The organism is Phyllobacterium pellucidum (genome assembly GCF_013327855.1).
GTDB classification, from domain to species: domain Bacteria; phylum Pseudomonadota; class Alphaproteobacteria; order Rhizobiales; family Rhizobiaceae; genus Phyllobacterium; species Phyllobacterium pellucidum.
This window is the reverse complement of record NZ_JABUMX010000008.1, coordinates 34,651-61,412: the sequence shown is the minus strand read 5'-3', so window position 1 is coordinate 61,412 and position 26,762 is coordinate 34,651. Positions and strand designations below refer to the sequence as shown.

26 protein-coding genes are annotated in these 26,762 nt (G+C 58.8%); 7 read left to right on the top strand and 19 right to left on the bottom strand.

The genetic code is table 11. The features are described from left to right. Positions 1 to 6: 6 nt before the first annotated feature. Both HQ945_RS21710 and HQ945_RS21705 read right to left on the bottom strand, forming a co-directional pair. The gene (locus HQ945_RS21710) at positions 7 to 1,416 is read right to left on the bottom strand and encodes a sensor histidine kinase (protein ID WP_113280497.1); all 1,410 of its coding nucleotides are present in this window, start codon (positions 1,414 to 1,416) and stop codon (positions 7 to 9) included. Next, a complete protein-coding gene (locus tag HQ945_RS21705; protein ID WP_113280496.1) occupies positions 1,413 to 2,129 on the bottom strand; it encodes a response regulator in 717 nt (238 codons plus the stop codon). Before HQ945_RS21705 ends, HQ945_RS21710 begins: the two co-directional genes overlap by 4 nt. Positions 2,130 to 2,338: 209 nt before the next feature. On the opposite strand from HQ945_RS21705, the gene HQ945_RS21700 reads away from it, so the two are divergent. The 3 genes from HQ945_RS21700 to HQ945_RS21690 all read left to right on the top strand — a co-directional run bounded on the left by HQ945_RS21700 (position 2,339) and on the right by HQ945_RS21690 (position 3,362). Then, positions 2,339 to 2,641, top strand: a complete 303-nt coding sequence (locus HQ945_RS21700) for a hypothetical protein (RefSeq protein WP_091922908.1) — start codon at positions 2,339 to 2,341, stop codon at positions 2,639 to 2,641. 39 nt (positions 2,642 to 2,680) lie between these two features. Continuing rightward, positions 2,681 to 2,893 (top strand): hypothetical protein, encoded by a 213-nt coding sequence (locus HQ945_RS21695; RefSeq protein WP_027233234.1) that lies wholly within the window; start codon positions 2,681 to 2,683, stop codon positions 2,891 to 2,893. Positions 2,894 to 3,107: 214 nt separating this feature from the next. Then, positions 3,108 to 3,362 (top strand): GlsB/YeaQ/YmgE family stress response membrane protein, encoded by a 255-nt coding sequence (locus HQ945_RS21690; protein WP_113280495.1) that lies wholly within the window; start codon positions 3,108 to 3,110, stop codon positions 3,360 to 3,362. 72 nt (positions 3,363 to 3,434) lie between these two features. On the opposite strand, the gene HQ945_RS21685 is transcribed toward HQ945_RS21690, so the two are convergent. Together HQ945_RS21685 and HQ945_RS21680 are read right to left on the bottom strand one after the other, a co-directional pair. Beyond that, positions 3,435 to 6,512, bottom strand: a complete 3,078-nt coding sequence (locus tag HQ945_RS21685) for an efflux RND transporter permease subunit (RefSeq protein WP_027233232.1) — start codon at positions 6,510 to 6,512, stop codon at positions 3,435 to 3,437. Next, complete coding sequence (locus HQ945_RS21680; RefSeq protein WP_113280494.1) at positions 6,509 to 7,723, bottom strand: efflux RND transporter periplasmic adaptor subunit; 1,215 nt, start codon at positions 7,721 to 7,723, stop codon at positions 6,509 to 6,511. The genes HQ945_RS21685 and HQ945_RS21680 overlap by 4 nt, the downstream gene beginning before the upstream one ends. Positions 7,724 to 7,887: 164 nt before the next feature. On the opposite strand from HQ945_RS21680, the gene HQ945_RS21675 reads away from it, so the two are divergent. Next, entirely contained in the window at positions 7,888 to 8,466 is a 579-nt protein-coding gene (locus HQ945_RS21675) for a TetR/AcrR family transcriptional regulator (RefSeq protein WP_027233230.1), read from the top strand. Positions 8,467 to 8,472: 6 nt separating this feature from the next. On the opposite strand, the gene tgt is transcribed toward HQ945_RS21675, so the two are convergent. Genes tgt through coaD form a run of 5 tightly spaced genes read right to left on the bottom strand, consistent with a single transcriptional unit; the run spans position 8,473 to position 12,343 of the window. After that, positions 8,473 to 9,609: a tRNA guanosine(34) transglycosylase Tgt gene (tgt, locus tag HQ945_RS21670; protein WP_027233229.1), complete on the bottom strand. Its 1,137-nt coding sequence runs from the start codon at positions 9,607 to 9,609 to the stop codon at positions 8,473 to 8,475. Next, a complete protein-coding gene (gene queA, locus HQ945_RS21665; RefSeq protein ID WP_113280493.1) occupies positions 9,606 to 10,682 on the bottom strand; it encodes a tRNA preQ1(34) S-adenosylmethionine ribosyltransferase-isomerase QueA in 1,077 nt (358 codons plus the stop codon). The genes tgt and queA overlap by 4 nt, the downstream gene beginning before the upstream one ends. A 17-nt stretch (positions 10,683 to 10,699) precedes the next feature. After that, positions 10,700 to 11,209: a peptidylprolyl isomerase gene (locus HQ945_RS21660; protein ID WP_091922911.1), complete on the bottom strand. Its 510-nt coding sequence runs from the start codon at positions 11,207 to 11,209 to the stop codon at positions 10,700 to 10,702. A 25-nt stretch (positions 11,210 to 11,234) separates the two neighbouring features. Further along, positions 11,235 to 11,819, bottom strand: a complete 585-nt coding sequence (locus HQ945_RS21655) for a peptidylprolyl isomerase (protein WP_027233226.1) — start codon at positions 11,817 to 11,819, stop codon at positions 11,235 to 11,237. A gap of 29 nt (positions 11,820 to 11,848) precedes the next feature. Beyond that, positions 11,849 to 12,343, bottom strand: a complete 495-nt coding sequence (gene coaD / locus HQ945_RS21650) for a pantetheine-phosphate adenylyltransferase (RefSeq protein WP_113280492.1) — start codon at positions 12,341 to 12,343, stop codon at positions 11,849 to 11,851. 185 nt (positions 12,344 to 12,528) lie between these two features. Between coaD and HQ945_RS21645 the strand changes: the two genes are divergently transcribed. Continuing rightward, positions 12,529 to 12,669 carry a hypothetical protein gene (locus tag HQ945_RS21645; RefSeq protein ID WP_153667373.1) on the top strand — a complete coding sequence of 47 codons (141 nt, stop codon included), beginning with the start codon at positions 12,529 to 12,531 and terminating at the stop codon, positions 12,667 to 12,669. 19 nt (positions 12,670 to 12,688) lie between these two features. Here the strand turns inward: HQ945_RS21645 and gyrA are convergent, their stop codons facing one another. After that, positions 12,689 to 15,493, bottom strand: a complete 2,805-nt coding sequence (gene gyrA, locus HQ945_RS21640; protein WP_113280491.1) for a DNA gyrase subunit A — start codon at positions 15,491 to 15,493, stop codon at positions 12,689 to 12,691. A 230-nt stretch (positions 15,494 to 15,723) separates the two neighbouring features. Between gyrA and HQ945_RS21635 the strand changes: the two genes are divergently transcribed. Next, positions 15,724 to 16,353 (top strand): MarC family protein, encoded by a 630-nt coding sequence (locus HQ945_RS21635; RefSeq protein ID WP_027233224.1) that lies wholly within the window; start codon positions 15,724 to 15,726, stop codon positions 16,351 to 16,353. A 12-nt stretch (positions 16,354 to 16,365) separates the two neighbouring features. Here the strand turns inward: HQ945_RS21635 and HQ945_RS21630 are convergent, their stop codons facing one another. Together HQ945_RS21630 and HQ945_RS21625 are read right to left on the bottom strand one after the other, a co-directional pair. Then, positions 16,366 to 17,655, bottom strand: a complete 1,290-nt coding sequence (locus HQ945_RS21630; RefSeq protein WP_174208493.1) for an NAD(P)/FAD-dependent oxidoreductase — start codon at positions 17,653 to 17,655, stop codon at positions 16,366 to 16,368. Between the two features lie 58 nt (positions 17,656 to 17,713). Beyond that, positions 17,714 to 18,577, bottom strand: coding sequence for an AraC family transcriptional regulator (locus HQ945_RS21625; RefSeq protein ID WP_174208492.1), 864 nt, complete (start codon positions 18,575 to 18,577; stop codon positions 17,714 to 17,716). 35 nt (positions 18,578 to 18,612) lie between these two features. On the opposite strand from HQ945_RS21625, the gene HQ945_RS21620 reads away from it, so the two are divergent. Further along, positions 18,613 to 19,020 carry a DUF2000 family protein gene (locus tag HQ945_RS21620; RefSeq protein WP_091922923.1) on the top strand — a complete coding sequence of 136 codons (408 nt, stop codon included), beginning with the start codon at positions 18,613 to 18,615 and terminating at the stop codon, positions 19,018 to 19,020. Between the two features lie 20 nt (positions 19,021 to 19,040). Here HQ945_RS21620 and HQ945_RS21615 read toward each other — a convergent pair whose 3' ends face one another. The 7 genes from HQ945_RS21615 to HQ945_RS21585 all read right to left on the bottom strand — a co-directional run bounded on the left by HQ945_RS21615 (position 19,041) and on the right by HQ945_RS21585 (position 26,658). Then, positions 19,041 to 19,481, bottom strand: coding sequence for a YqaA family protein (locus tag HQ945_RS21615; RefSeq protein ID WP_091922925.1), 441 nt, complete (start codon positions 19,479 to 19,481; stop codon positions 19,041 to 19,043). 113 nt (positions 19,482 to 19,594) lie between these two features. Next, positions 19,595 to 20,827, bottom strand: coding sequence for an HlyD family secretion protein (locus tag HQ945_RS21610; protein ID WP_091922927.1), 1,233 nt, complete (start codon positions 20,825 to 20,827; stop codon positions 19,595 to 19,597). Positions 20,828 to 20,830: 3 nt separating this feature from the next. Then, positions 20,831 to 21,250 (bottom strand): hypothetical protein, encoded by a 420-nt coding sequence (locus HQ945_RS21605; RefSeq protein WP_113280486.1) that lies wholly within the window; start codon positions 21,248 to 21,250, stop codon positions 20,831 to 20,833. A gap of 123 nt (positions 21,251 to 21,373) precedes the next feature. Beyond that, positions 21,374 to 22,471 (bottom strand): porin, encoded by a 1,098-nt coding sequence (locus tag HQ945_RS21600; protein WP_091922931.1) that lies wholly within the window; start codon positions 22,469 to 22,471, stop codon positions 21,374 to 21,376. A gap of 1,156 nt (positions 22,472 to 23,627) precedes the next feature. After that, positions 23,628 to 24,416, bottom strand: a complete 789-nt coding sequence (locus tag HQ945_RS21595; RefSeq protein WP_091922953.1) for an ABC transporter permease — start codon at positions 24,414 to 24,416, stop codon at positions 23,628 to 23,630. After that, entirely contained in the window at positions 24,413 to 25,555 is a 1,143-nt protein-coding gene (locus HQ945_RS21590) for an ABC transporter permease (protein ID WP_246272761.1), read from the bottom strand. The genes HQ945_RS21595 and HQ945_RS21590 overlap by 4 nt, the downstream gene beginning before the upstream one ends. Positions 25,556 to 25,590: 35 nt before the next feature. Continuing rightward, a complete protein-coding gene (locus HQ945_RS21585; protein ID WP_113280044.1) occupies positions 25,591 to 26,658 on the bottom strand; it encodes an ABC transporter ATP-binding protein in 1,068 nt (355 codons plus the stop codon). Positions 26,659 to 26,762 lie beyond the last annotated feature (104 nt).

Sequence of the window (26,762 nt, the reverse complement as noted above, 5' to 3'; positions counted from 1 at the left end):
TTCGCTTCAGGCAGCGCGAGGAATACGCAACTCCGCGCGCAGACCCCCGGCAGGATCATTTGCAAGCGTAATGTCACCGCCGCTGCGTCGCGCGATATTGCGCGCTATGGTCAGCCCGAGACCAAATCCGCCTGTCTGGCGATTGCGGGACGTCTCGACCCTGCGAAATGGCTGGAACACCTCGTCGAGTTTCTCCGCCGGGATACCGGGGCCTTCATCCCGGATCGTGAGGACGATGTCGCCATCCCGCTGCGCTAGATCAAGGTGCGCCTTGCTGCCGTAGGTCACCGCATTGTCGATGAGATTGGTCACGCATCGGCGCAACGCCATGGGACGCCCCGAACAGACAAAGGCGCGTGAGACCGACGTTTCGAACGAGACTTGCGAATAATTGTCGGCAATCGCATCAACGAGGGACCAAAAGTCGATTTTTTCGGGCGTCTCGTCAACGATCTCATAGCTTGCAAAGTCGATGACCGACCGGGCTATCCCTTCGATATCATTGAGATCATGGGCAATCTGCTGGCGAACCGGCGCGTTACGCAGCAGTTCGAGCCGCAGCCGGATGCGGGTCAAGGGCGTGCGCAGATCATGGGCAAGCGCCGCCGCAAGCTGCTCGCGGTCCGCCACGTAGGCGCGCAACTGGGCCTGCATGGTGTTGACCGCCCTCGCCGCTGATTTGTATTCGCTGCTGCCGATCACCGGCAGCGGCGGCGCCTTCACATCCTCGCCAATGCGCTTCACGGCCCGCTCAAGGGCACGGTAGGGTGCAGTGAGCCGCCGCGTCGCCCATATCGACATGCCGATGACCGCCGCGGCAACGCCGCCGAAGAGCGGCAATGACTGACCCGAAAATATCGGATGGGGCGGCGTAATGGGCGTGACGAAGTTCAGCCATTGACCATCGTTGAAACGTATCGATGCGGCGAGGCCATCGCTCTGGCTCAAGTCCTCGGCAATATCCGAGAGTTGACGCTCGATAAGGCCGGCGTCGGGATCGTCCGGCGCGTTGGTATTGGCAAGTTGTCCAGTCGGAACCTGTGCGAGCACACGGCCGATGCGGGCATCGGTCACGCCGAATTCCTGGAGCTGCGCGACAAGAACGTCTTCAAGTTCCGCCAGGCTGTCGTCGGCGGCAATGGCCGACTTGACGACCGGCTCGGCGGACAGGCTCATCGTATTGGCTGAATTCGAAAAGGCGGTGACAAGCTGCTTGCGCTGCGCCCCCGGCACTGCGGAAAACACTTTAGCCAGCGTATGAGCCCGTTCGTTCAGTCGGAAAAACTCAAGGATTTCGGTATTTTCGGCCCGGTCGCGCGCGACGATAGAAAGGGTTGCGACTTGCGACGTCAAAAGCCCGGCTATCAGGACAAGCAATATCCAGCTTGGCAGTGACTGGGGCAGATAGCGGTTCATTCGGCAGTGACTTCCGGCACGAATTGATAACCGCCGCCCCGGATCGTCAAGATCAGCTTTGGGGATCGCGAATCGTCTTCCATCTTGCGCCTTAGCCGGCTGATGAGAATGTCGACGCTGCGATCATAGCCATAGGCGGTGCTGCTTCCGGCCAGTTCCTGCAACTGATCGCGGCTGAGCATGCGCTGCGAACTCTTCACCAGCGCCTCAAGCAGATTGAACTCGCCTGTCGTAAGTTCCACCCTCACCTCATCTGGCGAAACGAGGCGCCGGCGCGAACAATCCATGCTCCAGCCAGCGAACTTGTAAATCTTGGGTTCCGCGCGGCGGTCTGCTCCGGGCGTCTCGAGTCGGCGCAGCACCGCCCGCACCCGCGCCAGCAATTCCCGTGGATCGAATGGCTTGGAGACATAATCGTCGGCACCCATCTCCAGCCCGACAACGCGATCGGTGGTTTCGGCAATGGCCGTCAGCATGATGATCGGCACACGCGAATGCATCCTGATCTCGCGGCAGATTTCCATACCGCTTTTGCCGGGCAGCATCACGTCGAGGATAAGGATATCGATGGGACTGCGCGCCATGACCGCCTGCATTTCCTCGCCGTCACGAGCGACCGAGACCTGCATGCCGCGCTTCTTGAGGAACTCATGCAGGAGATCGCGGATCGCATCGTCATCATCGACAATCAGTATGTGCGGCTCGGATTTCATATCTTTTCCCAAAGTCCTTCCCACCTGACATTGCACTTCGAGTCTTACGCGCGGTTGCGGCCGAAAAGCCACGCAAATTTTCGGGATTGTGGCTTCAGAAACATTCCAGAAACAAAACACCACGAAGGAGAAAAAACGGGGCAACAGTGCTGCCCGATAAAGGGTGCGTCGGTTTCAACTGTTTGCAGAATGGATGCTGGTACACCGCAATGGCTTTCTTCAACTCCTTCACTGCCATTTCGACCGCCATCCTCGCCGGGGGGATCGTCCTCTCCGCCTCGGCCGGACAGTCGAACGCCGACGAGACGCTTACCCGCACAGAGTTGTGCGGCAAACTTCAGCTACAGACTCAACACGCACTCACCGAACATGCCGAGGCCAAACGGGCGGCCAAGGCGAAAGCACTTCAAAAGCAGGCGGCTAATTTCTGCGCGAGCAACAAGCAGGCGCAGGGAATTAGAGATTACGCCCAGGCGTTGAAGCTGCTTGGGGTGCGGCCGGTCGATGATTGACCGCATCCACGAAGCCCGCTTCAAAAGGAAACTGATGCCATGAAAAAGTCCCTCTACACTGCTCTCGGTCTCGCTGTCGCCCTCGCCGTCTCGGCTCCCGTCCTCAGCTCTGGCGCTTATGCAGCCGCCGCAGCCAGCACAACCGCCTCGACCTCCACGCAGAAGGTCATGCCAAAGCATCACGTGAAGAAGGTTCACAAGACCACCACGAAGAAGGTACCTGCCAAGCCGGCTGCAACGACCGTTCAGTAAGAAGGCTTGCAAATTTGATAACATACCGGCCGTGGCAGTCCGCGGCCGGTATTTTTGCGTGCCGCTGGTGCCAGTTACCACGTTGGCAAGATTCGTTGTGCAAAGATCGATTGCCGTCGTAGCATCGGGCAGGTGATTCTCCTGCCAAGCATGGACTGAAGCATCCAGGGGCTGGCGAACCATCACAACGAAACCGGTTCATGGAGATTCCAAGATGGGTGCAGAAAGTCTTCTTATCTTTCTTCTGGTGGGCTTGATTGCTGGCTGGCTCGCGAGCCAGCTTGTCCGGGGCGGCGGCTTCGGCCTCGTTGGCGACCTTGTCGTCGGCGTTATCGGCGCCCTTATTGCCGGCTACCTGTTTCCCGCCCTCCACATTTCCATTGGCGGCGGCATTCTCGGCGCCATCATCGCAGCCGCCATCGGCGCAATCATCCTTCTCGTCATATTGCGCGCCTTCAAACGCGCCTGATCGAAGCGATCAAAAGAAAAAGCCCCCGAACGCTACCGTTCGGGGGCCTCTTTATTTCCAAGTGTAAGTTCGTCAGGCCCGGCCGAATTCAGGCTGGGCGTCCGGCGTTTTCTCGGATTCGACGGCCACGTCCTTGCGCGAGATGAACGTATAGAACATCGGCACGACGAAGAGCGTGAAGATCGTTCCGACGATGATGCCGGAAAAGATCACGAGACCGATCGAGTAACGCGCCGCGGCACCAGCGCCGGTTGCCGTGATCAGCGGAATAACACCAAGCGCCATCGCCGCCGTCGTCATCAGAATGGGACGAAGTCGTGTCTTCGCCGCAAGGATGATGGCGTCATGACGCGATATGCCGTGCAGTTCGCGCTGCTGGTTGGCGAACTCGACCATGAGAATGCCGTGCTTGGTTATGAGCCCGACAAGCGTGATCAGCCCGACCTGCGTATAGATGTTGAGCGTTCCGAGCCCGAGATTGAGCGGGACGATCGCGCCGAAAATCGACAACGGCACTGACATCATGATGATGAACGGGTCGCGGAAGCTTTCGAACTGCGCCGCAAGGACGAGATAGATAACCACGACGGCGAGAACAAACGCGATCAGGATCGTGCTGCCCTGCTCGATCTCGAGTCGCGACTGACCCGAATAGTCCATGAAGAACCCATCCGGCATCAACGGGCGAGCCGTATCGATGATCGTCTGCAATCCCTGACCTGTCGTGACGCCAGGCATCGGCAGCGCGGAAATCGTCGCCGAATTCAGCTGGTTGAACTGTTCGATCGCCGCCGGTGACGCATTCTCGGTGATCTTGATCACCGCAGACAACGGCACCATTTCGCCCGACGCGCTCTTGACGAAGTACTGTCCGAGGCTTTCCGGATTGGCCCGGTAATCCTGCGGCACTTGAGGAATAATGTCATAGCTGTTGGAATCGCGGTCAAACTTCGAGATCTTGCCGCCGCCGACGAGCAGGCCGAGCGTCTGGCCGATATCGCTGACGGGAACGCCAAGGGCCGAAGCACGGTCGCGATCGATCGTGACTGTCACCTGCGGCGCATTGAACGACAGCGAGTTCTGGACAATGATGAACTGACCCGACGCCTGTGCCTGCTTCTTGATCTCCTCGGCCACCTCGTAGACCTTGTCGGCCGGTCCCGTAGACTGAATGACGACCGAAATCGGCAGACCGCCGCCCGTACCGGGCAATGTCGGCGGCGCGAAGATGAAGGCTTCGGCACCTGCAATTGGGCTGATCATCCCCTGCAGTTCCTGCTGAAGCTGCTTTTGCGACTTTTCGCGCTGGGTCCAGTCCTTGAACACCCAGATAGCGAAGGCCGAATTCGTCGTGCCGAGACCGAGGATGTTGAACCGGGCCTTGAGTTCCGGCAGGTCCTTGGTCAGCGCGTCGATCTGATCCGCATAGAGCTTGGTGTAGTCCGAAGTCGCATATTGTGGTGCGTTGACGATCGCAAACAGGGCGCCGGAATCCTCTTCGGGAGCAAGTTCCGATGAGGTCTTGGTAAAGAGGAAGCCGGTCAGCGAGACCAGTGCGATGACGATGAACAGCGTCAGGAAACGGAAATTCAGCGACCCGGCCACGCGGCGTTCATAGGCGCGCTCCAGCCAACCGAAAGTGTTGTCGACAATCCGTTGGAAACGGCTGTGATTGCCAGGCTTCAACAGAAGCGCGCACATCATTGGCGAAACGGTCAAGGCCGCAACGCCAGAGATGATAACGGCACCCGCGAGCGTGAAAGCGAACTCGCGGAAAAGCGCACCCGTCAAACCACCGGTAAAGCCGAGCGGCGCAAACACCGCGGCGAGTGTGATGGTCATGGCGACGATCGGACCCGTGATTTCCTTCATGCCCTTCAGTGCGGCATCGACCGGCCGGAGCCCCTCCTCGATGTGGCGGTGGATATTCTCCAGCACCACGATCGCGTCATCGACGACGAGGCCGATCGCGAGAACCATTGCGAGCAGTGACAGAAGGTTGATGGAATAGCCTAGGATGAACAGGAAGAAGCACACGCCCACAAGCGAGATCGGAATGGTGACGACCGGGATGATGACCGACCTGAACGAGCCGAGGAACAGGAGGATCACCAGGACGACGATAAGAACCGCCTCGCCGATGGTCTTGAACACCTCGTGGATCGATGAACTGATCTGTTCCGTCGCGTCGTAGAGGAGGACGATCGACATCCCATCAGGCAGGGTTGCCTGGATCGACGGCAGTTCGGCACGGACCGCCGCCGTCATATCGATCGGATTTGCAGCGGGAGTCGGGAAGACGCCAAGGAAGGTGCCGCTGGACCCGTTGAAGGTCACAATCGTATCCTTGTTGACGGCACCAAGCTCGATGCGCGCCACATCCCTGAGGCGCACAATATTGTCGCCGTCGGATTTGATCGGCATTGCGCCGAAGGCTTCCGGCGTCTGCAACGTCGTCTTCAACGTGATTGGTGAGGCCGTATAGAGGTTTTCGACCTTGCCCGGCGCCGACAGGAAGTTCGACTGGTTGATCGCCGTCAGCACTTCCGATGCCGTCGTCTTGCGAGCCGCGAGCTTGATCGGGTCGATCCAGACGCGCATCGAGAACACCTGGCCGCCGAGAATCTGCGCATCGGCCACGCCCTGAATCGTCGACATGCGCGGCTGGATAACGCGCTCCAGATATTCGGTGATCTGCTCGCTGGTCATGTTCGGATTCTGTACTGCGAGGTACATTGTCGCGAAGTCCTGGCCCGTGCCCTTGGTGATGACCGGGTCGTCAGCCTCGGCCGGCAAATCACCGCGCACCTGGTTGACCTTCGAGATAACTTCGGTAAGCGCGGCGTCGGGATCGGCGCCGAGTTTCATCTGAACGGTTACCGTACTCGATGACGGACCCGACGAGGACGTTACGTAGTCGATGTTTTCCGTCGTGGTCACGGCCTTGGCGATAGGCGCTGAAATGAAGCCCTGCATAAGGTCGGCACTGGCACCCGCATAGGCGGTTTTGATCGTGATAACCGTTTCCTCGACCTTCGGATATTCGCGAACCGAAAGGTTCACGAGCCCCTGCGCGCCGAGCAGAATGATCATCAGAGCAACGACCGTCGAAAGGACCGGACGGCGAATGAAGATTTCTGAGAAGTTCATTTTGTGGGCAGCCCTGCGTCTTTGGTGTTGGCGGGATTGACATCGTTGGTAATCTTGACGGCAGCACCGGGGTTCAGGCGGTTCTGGCCGGCGGTGACGACGATGTCGCCGGGCTTAAGACCCTTGGTGATCTCGACATTCAGGCCGGATCGGCGTCCGGGCGTCACGAATACCTGAGCGACAACAAGCTTCGGCTCTTCCTTTGCCTTTTCGTCGGCTGGCTTTGCCGTCTCGGCGGATGCGGCGCCGGGCTGCTGCTGTTCGGTCGGCTTCTTTTCCTCGGGCTTCTGTTCGGCCGGACGGACAACAAACACGTAGTCGCCGTAAAGACTGGAAACGAGCGCCGTCTGCGGCAAGGTCAGAACATCGTCTTCCTTCGGCAGTCCGACGCGGACCTGTGCGAACTGGCCGGGGCGCAGCTTGCCTTCGGAATTGTCGACCTTGGCGCGAACCGAAACAAGACGCGTCGCGGGATCGATGCGCGGCTCAATGGCCGTTATTTCACCCTTGATGTTGATGTCACCATCGGTCAGGCCGAGCCGGATTGGCTGGCCGACCTTGAGCTGGCTCAAGGTCTGCTCGGGAACGGTGAAATCGACGCGCATCGTCGAAAGGTCCTGCAAGCTCACGACTACAGTGCCAGGTGCGAGATACTGACCAAGCTCGATGCGCGGAATACCGACTGTGCCGGTGAACGGCGCCTTGATGAGCTTCTGGTCCATGACGGCCTGCAGCTTGGCGATCTCGGCTTTTTTCGCGAGCGATGCCGCCTGGGCCTCGTCGACGTTGGACACGGCACCAACACCACGTGTGTTCAGCGTGCGGGCGCGCTCGAGCGTCTGGTCCATAAGCACATTCTGTGCCTGTGCAGCAACGATATCGGCCTTTTCGATCGCGTCATCGAGCTGGAGCAGCGGGGCGCCCTTCTGGATGACCTGATTCGCCGTGAACGGGATATCCTTGACGATGCCGGCAACCTCGACGGAGAGTTCGACGCCCTGGATAGCGCTCACCGTGCCGATTGCCTCGATTTCCGGCGTCCATGATGTCGGCTCGACCGTGTAGGTCGAAACCGGCGAAGCCGGCTGCTGCATCGTCGCAAAGAAATCCTTGATTGCCTTGTCACGGAACAGATTGAATCCGACCAGCCCGACGCCCAGCAATACGACCAGGACGAGGATGATAACGGGAAGTAGGAACCGCTTGATCATGAGGAGACTGCTCCGAAACAAAACAATGGCCAGCAAATATGTCTGCCAGCCTTTCTTACGGGGATTGATTTACGCGGACTTGATTACCGCGGGCGAAGTACTGTACCGTCTGGACGGTAATGTCAATATTGTTTTGGCAACAACCCTACGACGAAAGTTTCAGAATGGTGGCGGACATCCCAACGACAAGAGACAAGATCCTGCAGGCGGCAGCGGAGATCACCAAGGAGGTGGGACCGGTGAATCTTTCACTCGATGCTGTGGCCAAACGAGCGGGACTTTCGAAGGGTGGACTGCTTTATACATTTCCAACCAAGGCCAAATTGCTCGAAGGTCTGGTAGAGCAGCACGTCTCGGAATTTGACCAATCACTTCGCCGTGAAGAGGCTTCCCGCAACTTCGGCCCGAACAGCGTCGTCCTTGCCGTCATCGCTGTCTACCGTGCCGAATTCGTCTGCAACGAGCCCGAGCCTTCGGGTATTCTTGCGGCTATCGCCAACGATCCGGGGTTTCTCGAGCCGATCCGCCGCTACAACAAGCAATTGCTGCAACGCATGCGTGAAAACGCAGCCGACCCAATGCTGGCGATGATGGTTTTCCTGACCATTGAGGGTCTGCGCAGCCTCAAGCTGTTCGAGATGAACGTTCTCGATCGGGCTGAACAGATCGCCGCGATCGACCGCCTGAAAAATCTCTTCGAACCTGCCGACCCCGCGCCGGTGGAAACGCCGGCCGTCGCCTGATCTCGACTATGGGTAAGCGGGGAGATCCCCCTTCGCCCATTCGGCCTGCGTCTCTTCACAGAACGGGACATATGTTCCAGTCTCTATCGCGCCGCGTATACCTTGCATGAGTTGCTGGTAATAGGCGAGATTGTTCCATGTCAGCAGCATGCCGCCAAGCGCCTCACCAGATTTGACGAGGTGATGAAGATAGGCTCGGCTGTAGTCACGTGCCGCAGGACAGGATGATTCTTCGTCGAGCGGCCGCGGATCGTCCGCATGCCGGGCATTGCGCAGATTGACCTTGCCGCGACGGGTAAAGGCGAGACCGTGCCGGCCTGCCCGCGTCGGCATCACGCAATCGAACATATCAATGCCGCGCGCCACCGACTTCAGGATATCGTCAGGCGTGCCGACGCCCATCAGATAGCGCGGCTTTTCCGCCGGCAGTTCCGGGCAGGTAATGTCGAGCATGTCGAGCATGACCTCTTGCGGCTCGCCGACGGCAAGACCGCCCACGGCATAGCCCTTGAGGTCCATGGCCTTGAGGGCCTGCGCCGAACGAACACGCAGATCCGCCACATCACCGCCCTGCACGATCCCGAACATGGCTTTTCCTGGCTGATTGCCGAATGCGGTCTTGCATCGCTCGGCCCAGCGCAGTGACAGTTCCATGGCCCGCTCGATGTCCTTCGGCGTCGAAGGCAGCGCAACGCATTCATCGAGTTGCATCTGGATATCGGAATCGAGCAGCCCCTGAATTTCGATCGAGCGCTCCGGGCTCATCTCGTGGGCGCTGCCATCGATATGCGAGCGGAAGGTGACGCCGTTTTCGGTCAGCTTGCGCAACTGCGCCAGCGACATCACCTGAAACCCGCCGGAATCCGTCAGGATCGGTCCTGGCCATCTGGCGAACTCGTGCAGCCCGCCAAGCCGCGCAACGCGTTCAGCGGTCGGGCGCAGCATCAGGTGATAGGTGTTGCCAAGGATGATGTCGGCGCCAAGCTCGCGCACCTGGTCCATATACATCGCCTTGACGGTGCCGCCGGTTCCCACCGGCATGAACGCGGGGGTGCGGATCGTGCCGCGTGGCATGGTGATCGCGCCGCGTCGCGCCTTGCCATCGCTGGCAATCAGTTTGAATTCAAAATTGGTGCTGGTCATTCTGATCGCCATAACAGGCTTGCATCGCCATAGGAATAGAAGCGGTAGTGATTTTCGATGGCATATTCATAGGCGTCCCGCATGCGATCCATGCCGCTGAAGGCCGAAACGAGCATGAACAGCGTCGAGCGCGGCAGGTGAAAATTGGTCATCAGCATGTCGACGGCCCGGAAACGGTAGCCTGGCGTAATGAATATGTCGGTCGCTCCTGACCATGCGCGAACAATCCCGTCTTCGCCCGTTGCGCTTTCGAGAAGCCGCAGCGACGTCGTACCGACGCTGACGATCCGCCCTCCGCGCGCCCTGACCGCATTGAGCGCATCGGCAGTGGCCTGGTCGACATGGCCGATTTCGGCATGCATCTTGTGTTCGGCGGTATCGTCGGCCTTTACGGGAAGAAACGTCCCTGCCCCGACATGCAGCGTCACGAAATGTTCCTCGATGCCGCGTTGCTTCAAATCGTCAAGGAGACCGGGCGTAAAATGCAGACCGGCCGTCGGGGCGGCAACAGCGCCTTCCTCGCGGGCATAGACGGTCTGGTAATCGTCGCGGTCGCGGCTGTCGTCCGCCCGCTTCGAGGCGATATAGGGTGGCAGCGGGATATGGCCGACAGCGGCGATGGCCTGGTCCAAATCCGCTCCGCTGAAATCGAACACGAGCAGGGCTTCGCCCGCCTCGCCCTTCTCGGCCACCGTTGCTTGCAGCGAGCCGAGCAGGCACGAATTATTGCCCTGGCCGAAATCGATGCGCTCTCCTTCCTTGATACGCTTTGCCGGACGCAAAAACGCCTTCCAACGATCCGGGCCGGTGCGCATATGCAAGGTTGCGCTAATCTGCGCGCGCACCCCCTCACGCTCGCGAAAGCCTTCAAGTTGCGCTGGTATCACCTTGGTATCATTGAAAACGAGCGCGTCGCCTTCACGCAGATAATTGCCAAGATTAAGCACTTTATCGTCGCCAAGGTCCGAGCCATCCGCCTTTACAAGCAAAAGCCGCGCTGAATCGCGCGGCTCTGCTGGTCTCAATGCGATGTTCTCTTCCGGCAGATCGAAATCGAAAAGATCAACACGCATGATGCAACGAAACGATCTTACTCAACGTCCGCAGCAACGCGCATCGAAACGATCGAATCCGGGTCCTGCACGGGTTCGCCGCGCTTGATCTTGTCGACATTGTCCATGCCTTCGATGACCTGGCCCCAAACCGTGTACTGACGGTTCAGGAAGCCGGCATCGTCGAAGCAGATGAAGAACTGCGAGTTGGCGGAATTCGGGTTTTGCGCACGCGCCATCGAGCATGCGCCGCGGCCGTGGTTGGCGTTGGAAAATTCAGCCTTGAGATCCGGCTTGTCCGAACCGCCCATGCCGGCGCGCGAAGGATTGAACGAGGCGCCACCCTTCTTGCCGAACTTGACGTCACCGGTCTGCGCCATGAAGCCGTCGATCACGCGGTGGAAGACGACGCCGTCATAAGCGCCTTCGCGGGCGAGTTCCTTGATGCGGTTGACGTGTTCCGGCGCGAGGTCCGGGTAGAGCTCGATGACGACATTGCCTTTGGTCGTTTCGAGCAGGATCGTGTTTTCGGGATCTTTATAAGCCATTTTCGCCAATCTCCTGTGATATGAATTATTTGCCGGCGCCGACGGTAACTTTGATCATCCTGTCGGGATTCTCCACAGCGCCATTGTTTGCTTCCGAACCCTTCTTGATCTTGTCGACATATTCCATGCCGCTCGTGACCTTGCCGACGACTGTATACTGCCCGTTCAGCGAGGGGTATTCGGTGAACATGATGAAGAACTGCGAATTTGCAGAGTTGGGGTTCTGCGAGCGCGCCATTCCGACGACGCCGCGTACGAAAGGTTCCTTGGAGAACTCTGCGGGAAGGTCGGGCCGCGTCGATCCACCGGTGCCGGCGGCCTGCGCATTGAAGCCCTTTTCGGCATTGCCGTACTGAACGTCGCCGGTCTGGGCCATGAATCCTGGAATGACGCGGTGGAATACGACATTGTCATAGGCGCCTTCCTTGGCGAGCGCCTTGATCTGCTCGACATGCTTCGGTGCAAGCTTGGGCAATAGCTCGACCTTGACGTCGCCGTCCTTGAGCTTGATCGTCATCGTATTGGCGTCATCGGCAAAGCCGGGGTTCAGTGTCGCAAACGTAAGCGATGAAACTGCAGCCGCAATGAGGGCTCTACGAGTAAAGGTCATGAAAAATCTCTCCGGGATCAGTGACTTGGTCAGGGTTTGAATTTGATCGCAAGCGCATCAGCGACAAGCGCGGGAACGAAGTGCCGGACGTCGCCGCCCATCGCTGCAATCTGGCGAACCAATGTGGCGGTAATGGTGCGCACCGCCGGGTCCGCCGGAAGAAACACGGTCTGCAATTCCGGCGCCATCTTGCCGTTCATGCCCGCCATCTGCATTTCGTAATCGAGGTCGGTGCCGTCGCGCAATCCGCGAACGAGCAGCGATGCGCCGAATTTGCGTGCCGCGTCGATCACCAGACCGTCAAAGAAAATGACCTCGATCCGCTCGCCATCCTTGCCGAACACCTCGGCCGAGACACGCTTGACCAGGTCCATCCGCTCGTCGAACGAAAACAGAGGTGCCTTTCCGGGATGAACACCGATCGCGACATAGACCTTGTCCGCAAGCCGCAGCGAGCCCTGCAGGACATCCATATGGCCATTGGTGATCGGATCGAAGGATCCGGCGTAGATCGCGATTGTCATGACCGGTTCCTATCGGTTTTGCTTGGAGCTTTCAATGGCTCGCACGACCCAGATGAACGATAGATGAACACAAAAATCAGCAAGCATTCATCCGCGTTCAACTATGCGTGAGACGCTCGCATGAAACCATTTCGAAGTCAGCACGTTACTATCCATAAGTTGGCCAGGAGCAAAGGGACAGATTGATGTTTATTCTTCTCAGCATTGCCATGATGGTTGCAATGGTCGTTTCGGCGATTGTCATGATCGTGGAAGAAAGCAAAAAGCGGGAAGCTCCTGTCAGAACCACCCGCTTTGGTGTTTATCATCATCGCCGCGACATTTAAGTCCCGACCTGCCTGAGCCTTAGTTAGGCTCGGCGCCGTCCGGGGCCTCCGGTATTGAAGCCTCGCCGTCCGCAGCCGCTTCAGTCTCGACTTCGTCGGTCTCCGTCTCGGAAATCCGCTCGACCGACACCACCTTCTCACCATCCGCTGTATTGAAGATCGTGACGCCCTTTGTCGAGCGTCCGGCAATGCGGATACCGTTGACAGGTACGCGGATGAGCTGGCCGCCATCGGAAACGAGCAAGATCTGATCCGAAGATTCCACCGGGAACAACGAGACCAGCTTGCCGATTTCGTCAGTCTTGGACGTGTCGGTGGCGCGGATGCCCTTGCCGCCGCGACCCGAAACACGGAATTCATAGGACGACGATCGTTTGCCGTAACCGTATTCACTCACGGTGAGAACGGTTTGCTCGCGTTCGCGCAGTTCGGCGTAGCGCTCGGGCGCGAGGTCGGCAATGTCTGTCGCCTCTTCGCCGACGAGATTGATCTCCTCGACATCATCGGCGCCCTGCGCACGGCGTTCCGCCGCTGCCTGCTTGAGATAGGCCGAGCGTTCTGCCGGGCTCGCATCGACATGGCCGAGGATCGACATGGAGATGATCTTGTCGCCATTGGCCAGATTCATGCCGCGCACGCCGATGGAGTTGCGGCCGGCGAAGACCCTCACGTCCGTAACCGGGAAGCGAATACACTGACCGCCGGCGGCCGTGAGCAGCACGTCGTCGAACTCGTCGCATGTATCGACGCTGAGGATTTCATCACCCTCTTCGTCGAGCTTCATTGCGATCTTGCCGTTGCGGTTGACCTGGATGAAATCCGACAGCTTGTTGCGGCGAACTGTGCCGCGTGTGGTTGCGAACATCACATCGAGGTTGGCCCAGCTGGATTCGTCTTCCGGCAGCGGCATGATCGTCGTTATGCGCTCACCCTGTTCGAGCGGCAGCATGTTGATCAGGGCCTTGCCGCGCGATTGCGGCGTGCCGATCGGCAACCGCCAGACCTTTTCCTTGTAGACGATGCCGCGCGACGAGAAGAACAGGACCGGCGTATGCGTGTTGGCCACGAACAGGCGCGTAACCGAATCCTCATCCTTCATCGTGACGCCCGAGCGCCCCTTGCCGCCGCGGCGCTGCGCGCGATAGGTCGCAAGCGGCACACGCTTGATATAGCCGGCATGGCTGACGGTGACGACCATGTCTTCACGGGCGATGAGATCCTCATCGTCCATGTCGGCGCCGCCTTCGGTAAGTTCGGTGCGGCGGGGGGTGCCGAATTCATCGCGGATCGCGGCGAGCTCGTCCTTGACAATGCTCATGATCCGCAGACGCGAGGCGAGGATCTCCAGATAATCCTTGATTTCGACGCCGATCTTGTTGAGTTCGTCAGCGATTTCGTCACGGCCGAGCGCCGTCAGGCGCTGCAGGCGGAGATCGAGAATGGCACGCGCCTGTTCTTCGGAGAGGTTGTAGGTGTTGTCGTCATTAAGCTTGTGGCGCGGATCGGCAATGAGCAGGATCAGCGGCGCGACCTCGCTTGCAGGCCAGCGGCGCTCCATCAACTGGTCCCGGGCCGTGGCCGGGTCCGGAGCGCGGCGGATCAGCGCTATGATCTCGTCTATATTCGCGACGGCAATCGCAAGACCCACCAAAACATGCGCCCGGTCCCGCGCCTTGCGCAGCAGATACTTGGTACGGCGGCTGACGACTTCCTCACGGAAGCTGACGAACGCACGCAGAATATCGAGCAGGTTAAGCAGGCCGGGCTTGCCGCCATTGAGCGCCACCATATTGGCGCCAAACGAGGTCTGCAGCGGCGTGAAGCGATAAAGCTGGTTGAGGATGACATCCGCCACCGCATCGCGCTTCAATTCGACAACGACACGGTAGCCGTCGCGGTCGGATTCGTCGCGAATGTCGGAAATGCCCTCGATGCGCTTTTCGCGCACCAGATCGGCCATCTTCTCGATCATCGCCGCCTTGTTCACCTGATAGGGAACCTCGGTAATGATGATCGCCTCGCGGTCACCGCGCATGCTTTCGATGGCAACCCTGCCGCGCATCAGGATCGAGCCGCGGCCAGTGCTGTAAGCCGAATAAATGCCGGAACGGCCAAGGACAAGGCCGCCGGTCGGGAAATCCGGACCCGGAATGATTTCCATCAGTTCCGGCAATTCGATCGCCGGATTGTCGATAAGCGCGATACAGCCGTTGATTACCTCGGAAAGGTTGTGCGGCGGCACGTTCGTCGCCATGCCGACGGCGATACCGCCGGAGCCATTGACCAGAAGATTGGGGAAGCGCGCCGGCAGTACCGTCGGCTCCTGCTCGCGGCCGTCATAATTGTCCTGGAAATCGACCGTCTCCTTGTCGATATCCTCGAGTAGAGATTCCGTGACCTTTTCCAGGCGGCATTCCGTGTACCGCATCGCCGCCGGTGAATCGCCGTCGATCGAGCCGAAATTGCCCTGGCCGTCGACGAGCGGGTCGCGCAGCGACCAATCCTGCGCCATGCGGACGAGCGCGTCATAGATCGAGGCGTCACCGTGCGGATGGAACTTACCCATCACCTCACCGACGACACCGGCCGACTTGCGGTACGACCTGTTCCAGGACAGACCCATCTCGTTCATCGCGTGGAGGATACGCCTGTGCACCGGCTTCAGACCATCGCGAACATCGGGCAAGGCGCGGCTGACGATCACGCTCATGGCGTAATCGAGATAGGAACGCTGCATTTCCTCGATGATGGAAATCGGCTCGATACCGGAACTGGGCCCGGATTTATCGTCTTCAGGTCCGGATGGTGGAGTTAGGTCAGACACGAGGCACTCATCTTTCGTATGGAATCAATCTTTGATCTTATAGCGGCTTTCATTGCGAAAAGCCAACAAACGGGGTCAGAATTCACAGCAGAAAACCATTTGATATCAAATGGATAGAAGAGATTTTCTAATGCGGTGAAATTGTTGGGCGTGAAATTGCATGTTTCTCGACGTTGGATATCGAATCCGGTAGGTTGGCTGGGCTCTTAACCGAGAAGAAAAGCAAAATCGTGGCGTTCTACGACACCATTCTCAATGCCCTCGTCACCCTGATGGTGACCATCGATCCTCCGGGGCTGGCGCCGCTGTTTCTGGCGCTGACGCGCGGCATGAACCGCAGTGAACGCAGCCAGGTCGGATTGAGAGCAAGCATCATCGCCTTCGGTATCCTCACCATATTCGCCGTCGCCGGCGCGCAGATTCTCGCGCTGTTCGGCATCACGCTTGGCGCCTTCCGTGTGGCCGGTGGTCTGCTGCTGTTCTGGATCGCCTTCGAAATGATCTTCGAGCGCCGCACCGAGCGCAAGGAAAAGAGCGCCGAGGTTGCCATCACCAAGGACCACATCCGCAATGTTGCCGCCTTCCCGCTGGCGATCCCGCTCATTGCAGGTCCCGGCGCTATCTCGGCGACCATCCTGCTCGCCGGCACGCTTTCCGAACCAACGTCGCGCGTTGCCCTCATCGGCATTATTCTGGTCTGTATTGCCGCCTGTTACGTGGTCTTTCTGCTCGCCGAGCGGGTCGACCGCTTCCTTGGAGAAACCGGCCGCTCGATCCTGACCCGCCTGCTCGGCGTCATCCTGGCCGCCCTCGCGGTCCAGTTCGTGGCCGATGGGATACGGACGCTCGTCCAGGGCTGACCTCGGCTCAAGCTACGCTGACTTGTCTTCCTCCGCGGCATCGCGCTGGGTGATCAGCCGGGCGCTGCGCACGCCGCTCACCGATATCCACAGCCAGCTCAGCGCCACGGCGAGGCGATTGCGCACGCCGATCAGGTAGTAGATGTGGGCCAGGCCCCACAGCCACCAGGCGAGATAGCCCTTGAGCTTGAACCAGCCGAAATCGGTCACCGCGGCGCGCTTGCCGATGGTCGCGAGATCGCCGGCGTGATGGTAGAGGAAGGGCTTCGGCGCATTGTCGCCCGCAAGCCTCGCCTTGATTGTCTTTGCTATGTGCTTGCCTTGTTGCTTGGCGGCAGGTGCGATGCCCGGCACCGTGCCCTTGCCGCCATTCGCCACGGTTGCGGTATCGCCGATCACGAAAATCTCAGGGTGGCCCGGCACGGTTAGATCTGGATTGATGACGACCCGCCCGGCGCGATCGGCCGGAACGCCCAGCCATTTGGCAGCGGGCGATGCCTGCACGCCCGCCGCCCAGATAATCGTGCGGGCACGCAGCGTCTGGCCGGCGAATTCGACCCCGTCTGCATGGCACGCGGTCACCGGATTGCCGAGATGGACGGTCACGCCGAGCTTTTCCAGCGCCATCTTGGCATAGGCGGACATGTCTTCCTTGAAGGCGCCAAGCACGCGGCTCCCGCCTTCAATCAGCACGACTCGCGCGCTGGCTGGGTCGATCTCCCTGAAATCGCCCTTCAGCGTGTCGCGGGCAAGGTCAGCAATCGTCCCGGCAATTTCGACGCCGGTCGGCCCGCCGCCGATGATGACGAACGTCAGATATTGTGCCCGTTTTTGCGGATCAGGTTCGCGCTCAGCCATCTCGAAAGCCGTGAGAATGCGCCGCCGGATCGTGGTGGCGTCCTCCAGCGTCTTCAGGCCGGGCGCGAATGGCTCCCAGTCGTCATGGCCGAAATAGGCATGGCGGGCGCCGGTAGCGAGCACGAGCGTGTCATAGGGAATAACGTCGCCATCCGCCGTAATCACCGTCTTGGCGGCCGTATCCACGGCTTCCACGGTGCCAAGCAGCGTCAAGACATTCTTGTAGCGCCGCAACAGATGCCGGATCGGCCAGGCGATCTCGGATGTTGCGAGGGTCGACGTTGCCACCTGATAGAGCAAGGGCTGGAAAAGATGGTGGTTGCGCTGGTCTACGACAGTGATAGCAACTTCGACACCGCGAAGATTGTAGACGGTCTCGAGCCCGCCAAAACCACCGCCGACAACGACGATACGGTGCTGCACTGGAGTCTGATCTTCCGTCATCGTTGGCTCCGCTGGACAAACCGCGTGCCTGTCTAGCAGAGGACCCGGCGAACTACAATTATGCGTTCGAACCAACCAGCGCCGCCCAGCGGCCGGGTGTTACTCCGAACGCCTTCTTGAACTGCCGGTTGAAGTGGCTCTGGTCGCTGAAGCCAGTATCGGCGGCGATCTCCGCAAGAGGCTCGCGCATCCGGATCATGTCGCGGGCACGTTGCAGACGACGCATGAGCAGGAACCGATGCGGGCTGGTCGCGTACACCGCCCTGAATTGCCTCGATAAAGCATAGCGATCAAGGCCACTTATTGCCTCCAGTTCATCCGATTTCACAAGACGCAGGGCATGCGCCTCGAGATAATCGCTAACGCGTGCCACCTGCCTTAGCGCGGGCTTGTCGGTCGGCTTGGGCGATTGGCGGGCGACCCGCGACAGTCCCTGCGCCAACCGCGAGATGACATCATCGACAAGAAGCTCGTCCAATTCCTCATCGAGATTGTCCAGCGCTGCCGAAAGAGCCGCCGCGATCATCGGATCGCTAAGCACCGGATCGCGCACGAATGGCAGCGAACCGGCAGGACCAAGCGAATCCAGTGCCAATGAGGGTTCCAGATAGAGCATACGATACCGCAGGCCGACCTCGGTCCCCGCCCCGCCATCATGCATCTCATCCGGATGCAGGACGATGACGTTGCCGGGAAGGCTGCGTCGGCGCTCACCGCGATACCAGAAGGATTGCACGCCGTGCAGCGTCAGGCCGATCGCATAGGTATCATGCCGATGCAGTTCATAGGCATTGGCGGCAAAGCGCGCTTCGATCCTTTCGAGCCCCGGATTGGAAGGCGCCGCAACGATCGCGTCCTTCAGCGATGGTCCGCACAAACGTCCAAGACGCTCTGCGGCCTCTTCCCCTAGAACATTGTTCATCCGCTCAACCCGAACCTGCAAAGGCTAGTATATTTATGTTCGACACGAAAATTGCAATTGTTCTGCGCGATGACCTTGCCCCTTGGCAGACGCTGAATGTCACGGCTTTCCTGATGAGCGGCATCGTTGCAGAGACGCCAAACGTGATCGGCGAGCCCTATCGCGACCGCGACGGCAATATCTACAGTCCCTTATCCATTCAGCCCGTCATCGTCCTTGCGGCCGACCAGGCAACGATCTCCACGATCCATCGTCGCTCGCTCGAACGCGATGTCCGCACCTGCCTCTATGTCGAGGAAATGTTCTCGACCGGTCATGACGCAGCAAATCGCGCCATCTTTGCGAAATTCGCGCCTTCGGACGCAAAGGTCGTGGGAATTGCCATGCGCGCCGACAAGAAGCTGGTCGACAAGGTCACCAAGGGCGCGCGCATGCACCCGTGATCCGCAAGGCAAATGCCGGCCTATGACAATCCGGTCGTCAGGCCAAGGACGGCGAGGTAGCGGCCGATCTTTGCAATCGCCACCAGGATGACGAAACTGGCAAGGGGTTCGCGCAGAACACCGGCAACCACCGTCAGCGGGTCGCCGACGATCGGCATCCAGCTCAAAAGCAGCGTCCAGCGCCCAAAGCGTCGATACCATGATGCGGCGCGGTCGAGCTGCGCGCTGTTCGCCGGAAACCACTTGCGGTCGCGAAAGCGATCGATACCGCGTCCAAGACCCCAGTTGACGACCGAGCCCAAAATATTTCCGGCACTCGCCACCGCAATCAGAACGGCGGACGGAAAGGCATTGCTGAGCAGGAGTCCGGCCAGTGCCGCCTCCGACTGCATTGGCAGGATTGTTGCGGCCGCAAAGGCGATGGCGAACAGTCCGGCATAGACCGCGAAATCTGCTGGCATCGCTATGCGCGCGGCTCGACCAGCCACAGCCGGGTATTTTGTTCAGGCATGCGAAACATCGGGACCGTTTTCACGAGAAGCGTGGCACCTCGTTCCATACGTCATGGGCCGCGTCAATGTCCCGAGAACACCAATACCTGAACCGGCAGCAATATGGCCTGAATCCGCAGGATCGCTGCGTGGACAAGCCCGACAGCATCGACGCCATGCAGGAAAAAACGATGCAGCGTGCCGAGATCCTTTGATTCGAGAGCTGCGTGATTGCTGGTGTAGGCATTGGCGATGCAACTGCTTCCGGGAGGAATGCCTTCCAGGGCACCCGCAAATATCGGTTCGAGAAAGACGGTCAAAGTTCCTGGCTGGGCGATCTGCTGAACGTCGATCAGTTGATCGGTCGGACGCAACTGGCCGGCGGCAATCACGTCCTGCACCTGGGTGACCACCATGGGAATGATGGTGAAGGGCTTGCCGATACAGGTCGCCTCGGCGATCATCCCGGGCTTCATGACCTGCGCTTCAATCTGGTTGAAGCCGGCAATAAGAGCAACGCGGCCGGCCTCGGTTGGCACGAGGATCCCGGCCGGACGCAGGAGCGAATTGACGAAATCTCCGGGCCGCAGCGTGAACTGGTGGACGGTCCCCGCGACGCCGGCGCGCACGATCATCTTGTCGAGCTCGACCTGCGCCTGCGCCAACGCAGCCTCGGCACTCGATCTCTGCGCGGGCAGCAGCGCGGCGATGCGGGCCTGCAGCGTCTCCTTGTTGGCGACAGCGGCATCGACGGCGCCCTTGCGGCCATCCACGACGACCTGCAGACGCTCGATCTCTCGCGGGGCGACCACATTGGCGTTGCGCCGCATGATCTCCTGCTTCGTATTGAGTTCATCAATGGCCTGCTGGAGCGCGCCTTGCGCTTGCTGGATCATACCGTCCGCGCCCGCAAGTTCGGTTTTGGCCACCGCAGAGGCCGCGTCAACCTCGGCAATGCCTCGTTGGGCTGTTTCCTTGGCGGCTTCCTGCTCCGAGCTGTCGAGCCTGAACAGCGGCGCACCGGCCGCGACCGTCTCATTGTTGGTCACATAGACTTCGGCGACGCGCCCACTGGTCTCGGGCAGGATCGTGACGGTGCGGAAAATGGCGGTGACGTTGTTCGTTGTCGGATGAAAGTAGAAAATCGTTGTAATCAGGAGGACCGTCAGCAGCAGGCAGGCGGTTATGCCCCAGCGCAGTTCATACCACATCGTGTAGAGCGTAATCTCGCGGCCGATGCGCTTGCCCTGGACATAGCGGCGAAAAAGGTAGTCGGGAAACACAGTGAGCATCGAGCAGAGCAGCAACTCGAACATGGCTCAGATCCCCTCGCCTTTGCCGGTGATTTTCTCGGCGTCGGTAGCAGCAGCATCTTCGTCGGTAAGCGCCGAACTCTCACGGCCCGAGATGCGCTCCAACGATTGGGCGATTGAACTCATCGGCGTCGAAAAGTCGGGAAACTCGATCATCGCGAGCAGCAGGCCAATGATCCAGTAGATGTGATTGTGGGTAAACAGCGAAATCAACGCCAGTACCGCGACAATCTCGATCTGTACCTTGCTCGTGCGGTGCGCCATGCGCTCCGGCACTGCGTGAAGCTGAAAATAAAGGTTGCCGACGACCAGCACCACGATGAGCAGAAAGACAACGACGGCGTTGAAGAGCCAGTCGCTGTGTCCAGGCACAGGAATAAACGACGGCAGATGGTCAACCACCGCGGGGTTCATCTTTTCGGCCATAACGGCCTCCTCCCACATGCAGAAAGTTCGGGCCCCAAGCGTGCAAGCACACGCACGCAAGCTACAACCTACACGTTGGATCGGCTAAAAAAAGTACGTTACGGTAACTTTCCGTAGGCGGATCTAGAAGTTACGCTGGAAGCGGACAATACCGCCGATCGCGTCATCGTCGCCGAACTCGCTCTCCGCCTGTTCCTTGCGGGCCCCGCCAAACTTGGTGTAGTCGATCTCAGGCCTGATGATAAAGCCGGGCACAAGTTCGTAGTTGACGTTGAGGGCAAGAGCCCAGGTGCCCTGCTCTTCATAGGCCGCCTGGCCGTTGATGGTCGCCTTCTCGGTAACTTTTACAGCGAACCCGCCCCACCCGGCCCAATTACCCTCCCACAGACCGTACCAATTGCGGTTCTGGTTCGTGTTGAAGGAATCCGAATCGTAGTCGGATTGATATCCCGCCATAATCCACGCCGATATGGAGTCGGTAAGACTGACGTCGAGGCGAGCCTTTACGCCGACATCGTCCTGCACGGAATCATAGCCGACCACGGCCCCGATCTGTCCCCAGCCCTGCTGGAGCTTCACGCCGGCGAGCACATGCGGCATGTAATCGTCGATAACGTAATCGTAGCCGTTGAACTCCTCGCCCTGCTCGGCGGCGACAATCGCGGAGAAACCATTGCCTCCCTTGAACGTATAGCTGACCTGATTGCTGGAAAGGCTATCGGAGCCATATTGGATCACGTCATCCTGAATGATCGCCTCGCCCGCATAGCCCAGCCAGGAGCCGAAAAGGACGTCATTCACGCCGATCTGGAAGCCGCCCAGCTCGATATAGCCCTGGTGCAGCGAGGCGCCGCCGTCACTGCCGTTGGTAAATTGGAAGCGGGTATCGGCAAAGGAACGCAGGGTGCCAAGCTCGGTTTCGGAACGGGCGTCGAAGCGAATTTCGGCGCGCGTGCGCGCATACCAGGTGTCGTCGTCGCCCCCGATGTGGCCGCCGGTATAGGGATCATCGCCGCCGGCGACATCAACGCGCAGATAGCCGTTCACCTTCAGGCAGGTCTCCGTGCCTGGAAGATAGAAGAAACCCTTGCCGTAGGCATCGCAAACGCGGACATATTCGACGGGTTCAGGCTCAGCGACGACCACCGCATCGGCTGCATATGCCGCCGATGTCGTTATAATCGCTGCGACTGAAGAGAAAAGAAGCGTTCGAACAGCCATGAGGTCCCCCAGGGTGTACCGGCAACATTCAAACGAAAATCGGGAAAACTGCGACGCCCCCGAATGTTGCGCTAATCCCAACTACATCGAACAATCTATACCACGCATGGAAAGCCAATACTGTCGCCATGCCGCCACACCTCAGGGCTTTCCAGGAGGCTCCAGGCAACCTAGGCATTGCAACTTGTCAGGATACGACGGGCCGACGGCCGGCGGCATCGGTTGGGACTAAGGTCGGTCACTCCCGGGCCCTTGGTCGTAGTTCGATTTACCGAGCGCTCGATCTATTTCTATCTTTCGGAAATCATTGCAGAATTTGCCCGTGCACATTTCCCCGTAATGGCACGAGGCTCGGATCAATACCGAGCCTCTTTTTTTATGCGCAACAGGCTACGAAGGAGCGAATGTCACTTTCGGGGCCAAAGGGAACAAGCCAAAGCGGCCAAAGATAGTGAAAAAGCTCAGTCGATTGCAGTCTGCACTGTCGTTTAGGACCTAAGACTTCATTCTGAACTGTGTTCCCCCGCTGCGGACCGATGTGTTCCTCAGAACGGTTGTGTGGAACGCTAAATGTAAAGACACGCTCCAAACACTGCTAAACATGATGTTTGTATCGAATTTTGTGCTTTACCCCCCAAATTTGTAAAAAATATCGACGATTTCGGGATGGATTGCGCCCATTCTTTACAAATTAAGAATATTGGGTTTTCAGACGTCATGTTGCCACGTCTCAATAAAGTCTTTCAGTATCGTCGCAGGGAAGTTGGAACGGACTCGCTCGACCTATGCGGTTGGCTCCGACATTCGTTCCGTTCCAACTTTCATGTGGCGATCAAAATTCCACAGCCCTTGATACCAAACTGAACGACTCAGACCTTGGCTACAGGCAAAAAAGTCAACAATCTATAGCCGCAGGCGATGCGAATGCTAGGCAAGCGTCGTAGCCGCGGAACTGGAACAGGTGGATCGAAAGCATCGAGGGCCGCCCGAGGCGAAATCCTGGAATTCCTCACACCCGACCCGCGTGCCGCTGGACGGTGGAGGCTTTCAAATGCACTGGGGGCGACGACCTGTTCTACTGCTTCGCGGCAAATTGAACGGACCCGGCATTTGAGTTGGTGGTCAGAAATAGGCTGTGCGCAGAGGCGAGCCGAGCTTATACCGCAGTGGCCTTGGTTCTTCGAGAAAGATTTAGAACTATCGCTATCAGAATCGTGCCCACAATAAAAACGAAGGCGGCGGCGGCGATCGCGGGACTGATGTTTTCCCGGATCGTTGAAAACATCTGCCGTGCGAGCGTCCGCTGGTTGGGACCCGCCACAAACAAAGTCAATACGACTTCATCCAGCGACGTTGCGAAGGCGAAAACGGCGCCAGATATGATCCCCGGGAGTGCCAGCGGCAGGGTGACTTGTCTCAGCACGGTAATGGGTGCCGCGCCGAGACTGGCCGCAGCCTGCTCCAATCGTCGGTCTATTCCTTGGATAACCGCAAGGACGTTGACGACGACAAAAGGCACTGCCACTACGGTGTGAGCGATAATCACTCCGAGGTAGGTATTCGTCAGGCCATACCGGGCAAACATCAATTGCATGCCGACACCCAGCACTACCGCGGGCACCACCATCGGCAAGAGAAAGATCGTCTTGATGATCGCAAGGACGGGCGAAAGCTGCCGGTCGCGCAGTCCAAGCGCACCGACGGTGCCAAGAACGGTCGCCAGCACCGTTGTGCCACTCCCAATGACCAGGCTGTTCACGATCGAACGTTGCCAGACACCAGCGGTGAACAACTCCACAAACCATCGTGTCGAGTATCTAGGAATCGGATAGTTGAGGAAGACGCTGTCGGTGAAGGCAAGCGGAAGGATGGCGATCAGCGGTGCGACCAGAAAGAAGATCGTTGCGCCTCCGAAAACGATCTTAGCAACACGCAACACGTTCATGGACGCGCCTCCCGGTCTGACGAGAGTCTGAGGTATATCGCATAGAGGATCATCGTCGCGGCCAGCAGCACCAGTCCGAGCGCCCCTGCCATTCCCCAATTTGCCGCGCCCGTAGCGTAGTATGCGATGACCGAACTGATCATCTGATCCTTGGCTCCGCCGATCAGTGCGGGGGTGATGTAGTAGCCGAGCGCACTCATGAACACCAGCAATGCACCGGAAACAACGCCGCGCAATGAGAGCGGCAACAAGACACTCAAGAATGCCCTGACGGGATGAGCGCCCAATGACGCGGCGGCGGGCATAAGATTCTTGGGAATACCGATAAGCACGCTGAAGATGGGAAGCACCATAAAGGGTAGTAGAACATGGGTCATGGCGATGATGACGCCGGTACGGTTGAAAATCAGCGGCAGCGGGGCGGAAATTATCCCAAGATACGTCAACATGGAATTGATCGGGCCTCTGTCCTGCAACAGGATGAACCAAGCGGCCGTTCGCACCAGGAGGGACGTCCAAAGCGGCAACAGGACTGCACCCAGCAACAATTGTCGCTTCCAGCCGTCGACGGACGCGGTGATCATCGCGAACGGCAGTCCGATCAAAACGCAAGCCAACGTCACCGTCAGTGACATCACGAACGTCCTGATCATAATAGCCTTGTTCGCAGACGCATCGGGTGGCAGCGCTACGATTGTGTTGGATGCATCCCGTTGCAGATCAACTGCCGCCAAAAGATTGCGGTCTGTAATCGTTGATGATGTGGCTACCGTGACGGCTTGCCAGTAGGAAGGATCGGCCCATCGCCTGTCCAAAGCGACGAGGTCGATATTGCCGCCCGCTTCCAAAGCCGCAGCGCGTGTCTTTGGCATCAGGGTTCTGAACCCGGATTTCGCGCTGTTGAGACGTCGGACGAGATCTCCGAACAACTGGTCCTCCCCGATCTGGCGTAGGTCTGCAACCAAAGCAGCCTTCATTTCATCAGATGGAGGACTTGAGCGGTCCCAGCCCGAAACCGCACGGGCGGTGGCGGGCAGCACCTCCGCCGCCACGGGGTCCGACACCGCAGATTTCATCATCGAGACGAGCGGAACCGCGAAGAACAAAACAAGAAAGAGGAAGAGGGGCCCGACGAGCATTAGGGAAACAAGTCGCTTGTTAAGCTCTGATCGATTCATGGCCCGACCACCCAGCAATCGGTAGGCAGAAAGAAGAGTTGCACTTCTTCGCCAATCGAGAGTGCCGGCTGGCTGCGATCCGTCTTGACGACAATCGACTGACCGTCGGTTTTCGCAATTAACCGTAGGTGGTCCCCGTGATAGACCACATCCGAGATTACCGCGGTGATGATGTTCCCGGAAATCTTCCCCCGTCCCACCTTTATCCGTTCCGGCCTTATTGATAGGCACACGTTGCCCTTCGGAAGACGGTTCGAACCAAGCTCCACGAGAACCTCCTGGCCGCTTTGCAATTGGACGCGGGTGGTGAGACCCTCGGTGCCTTGAACTGACCCGCGGACGAGATTCGTCTCGCCGATGAACTCGGCTACGAATTGCGTACTCGGATGGTCGTAGATGTTCGTAGGAGTGCCAATTTGTTCGATCTTCCCACCATTGAAGATTGCTATTCGGTCCGACATCGTCAGTGCCTCGGACTGATCATGGGTGACAAACACGATCGTCAGTTCGAGTCGCCTGTGCAGTTCCCGAATGTCCAGTTGCATTTGCTCTCGCAATTGCTTGTCCAATGCGCCAAGGGGCTCATCCATCAGAACCACCTCTGGCTCGAAGATGAGGGCCCGCGCCAAGGCGACACGCTGCTGCTGGCCGCCGGAGAGCTGGGAGGGACGCCGGTCTGCGAGCGCGCCCAATTGCACCATATCAAGCGCTTTTCCGACGCGCCCATTCATTTCTGTGCGGGAGAAGCCGCGCATTTTTAGCGGAAAAGCCACATTCTCAGAGACGGACATATGCGGAAAAAGCGCATAATTCTGAAAGACGACGCCCATGTTCCGCTTGTGTGGTGGCAAGCAATCGATCCGCCGACCGCCAGCCCAGATCGTACCGTGTGAGGGATTCTCGAAACCCGCGAGCATCATGAGTATGGTCGTTTTTCCAGAACCGGACGGTCCAAGCAGGCTGATGAATTCCCCCTTGCCGATCTCCAGATTCAGGCCCTCGACAACGGTCAAAGCGCCGAAGGATTTGCTGACTTCCTCCAACCGGATGAAAGGATTGCTCATCGTCGGTCACCTCGGCTCTCGCGAAACAGTGCGCGACGGGTACGGCGCATTAAACGACCCACCTGTCCGTCACGACGGTGAATACAAAAGCGCTGACGAACCAG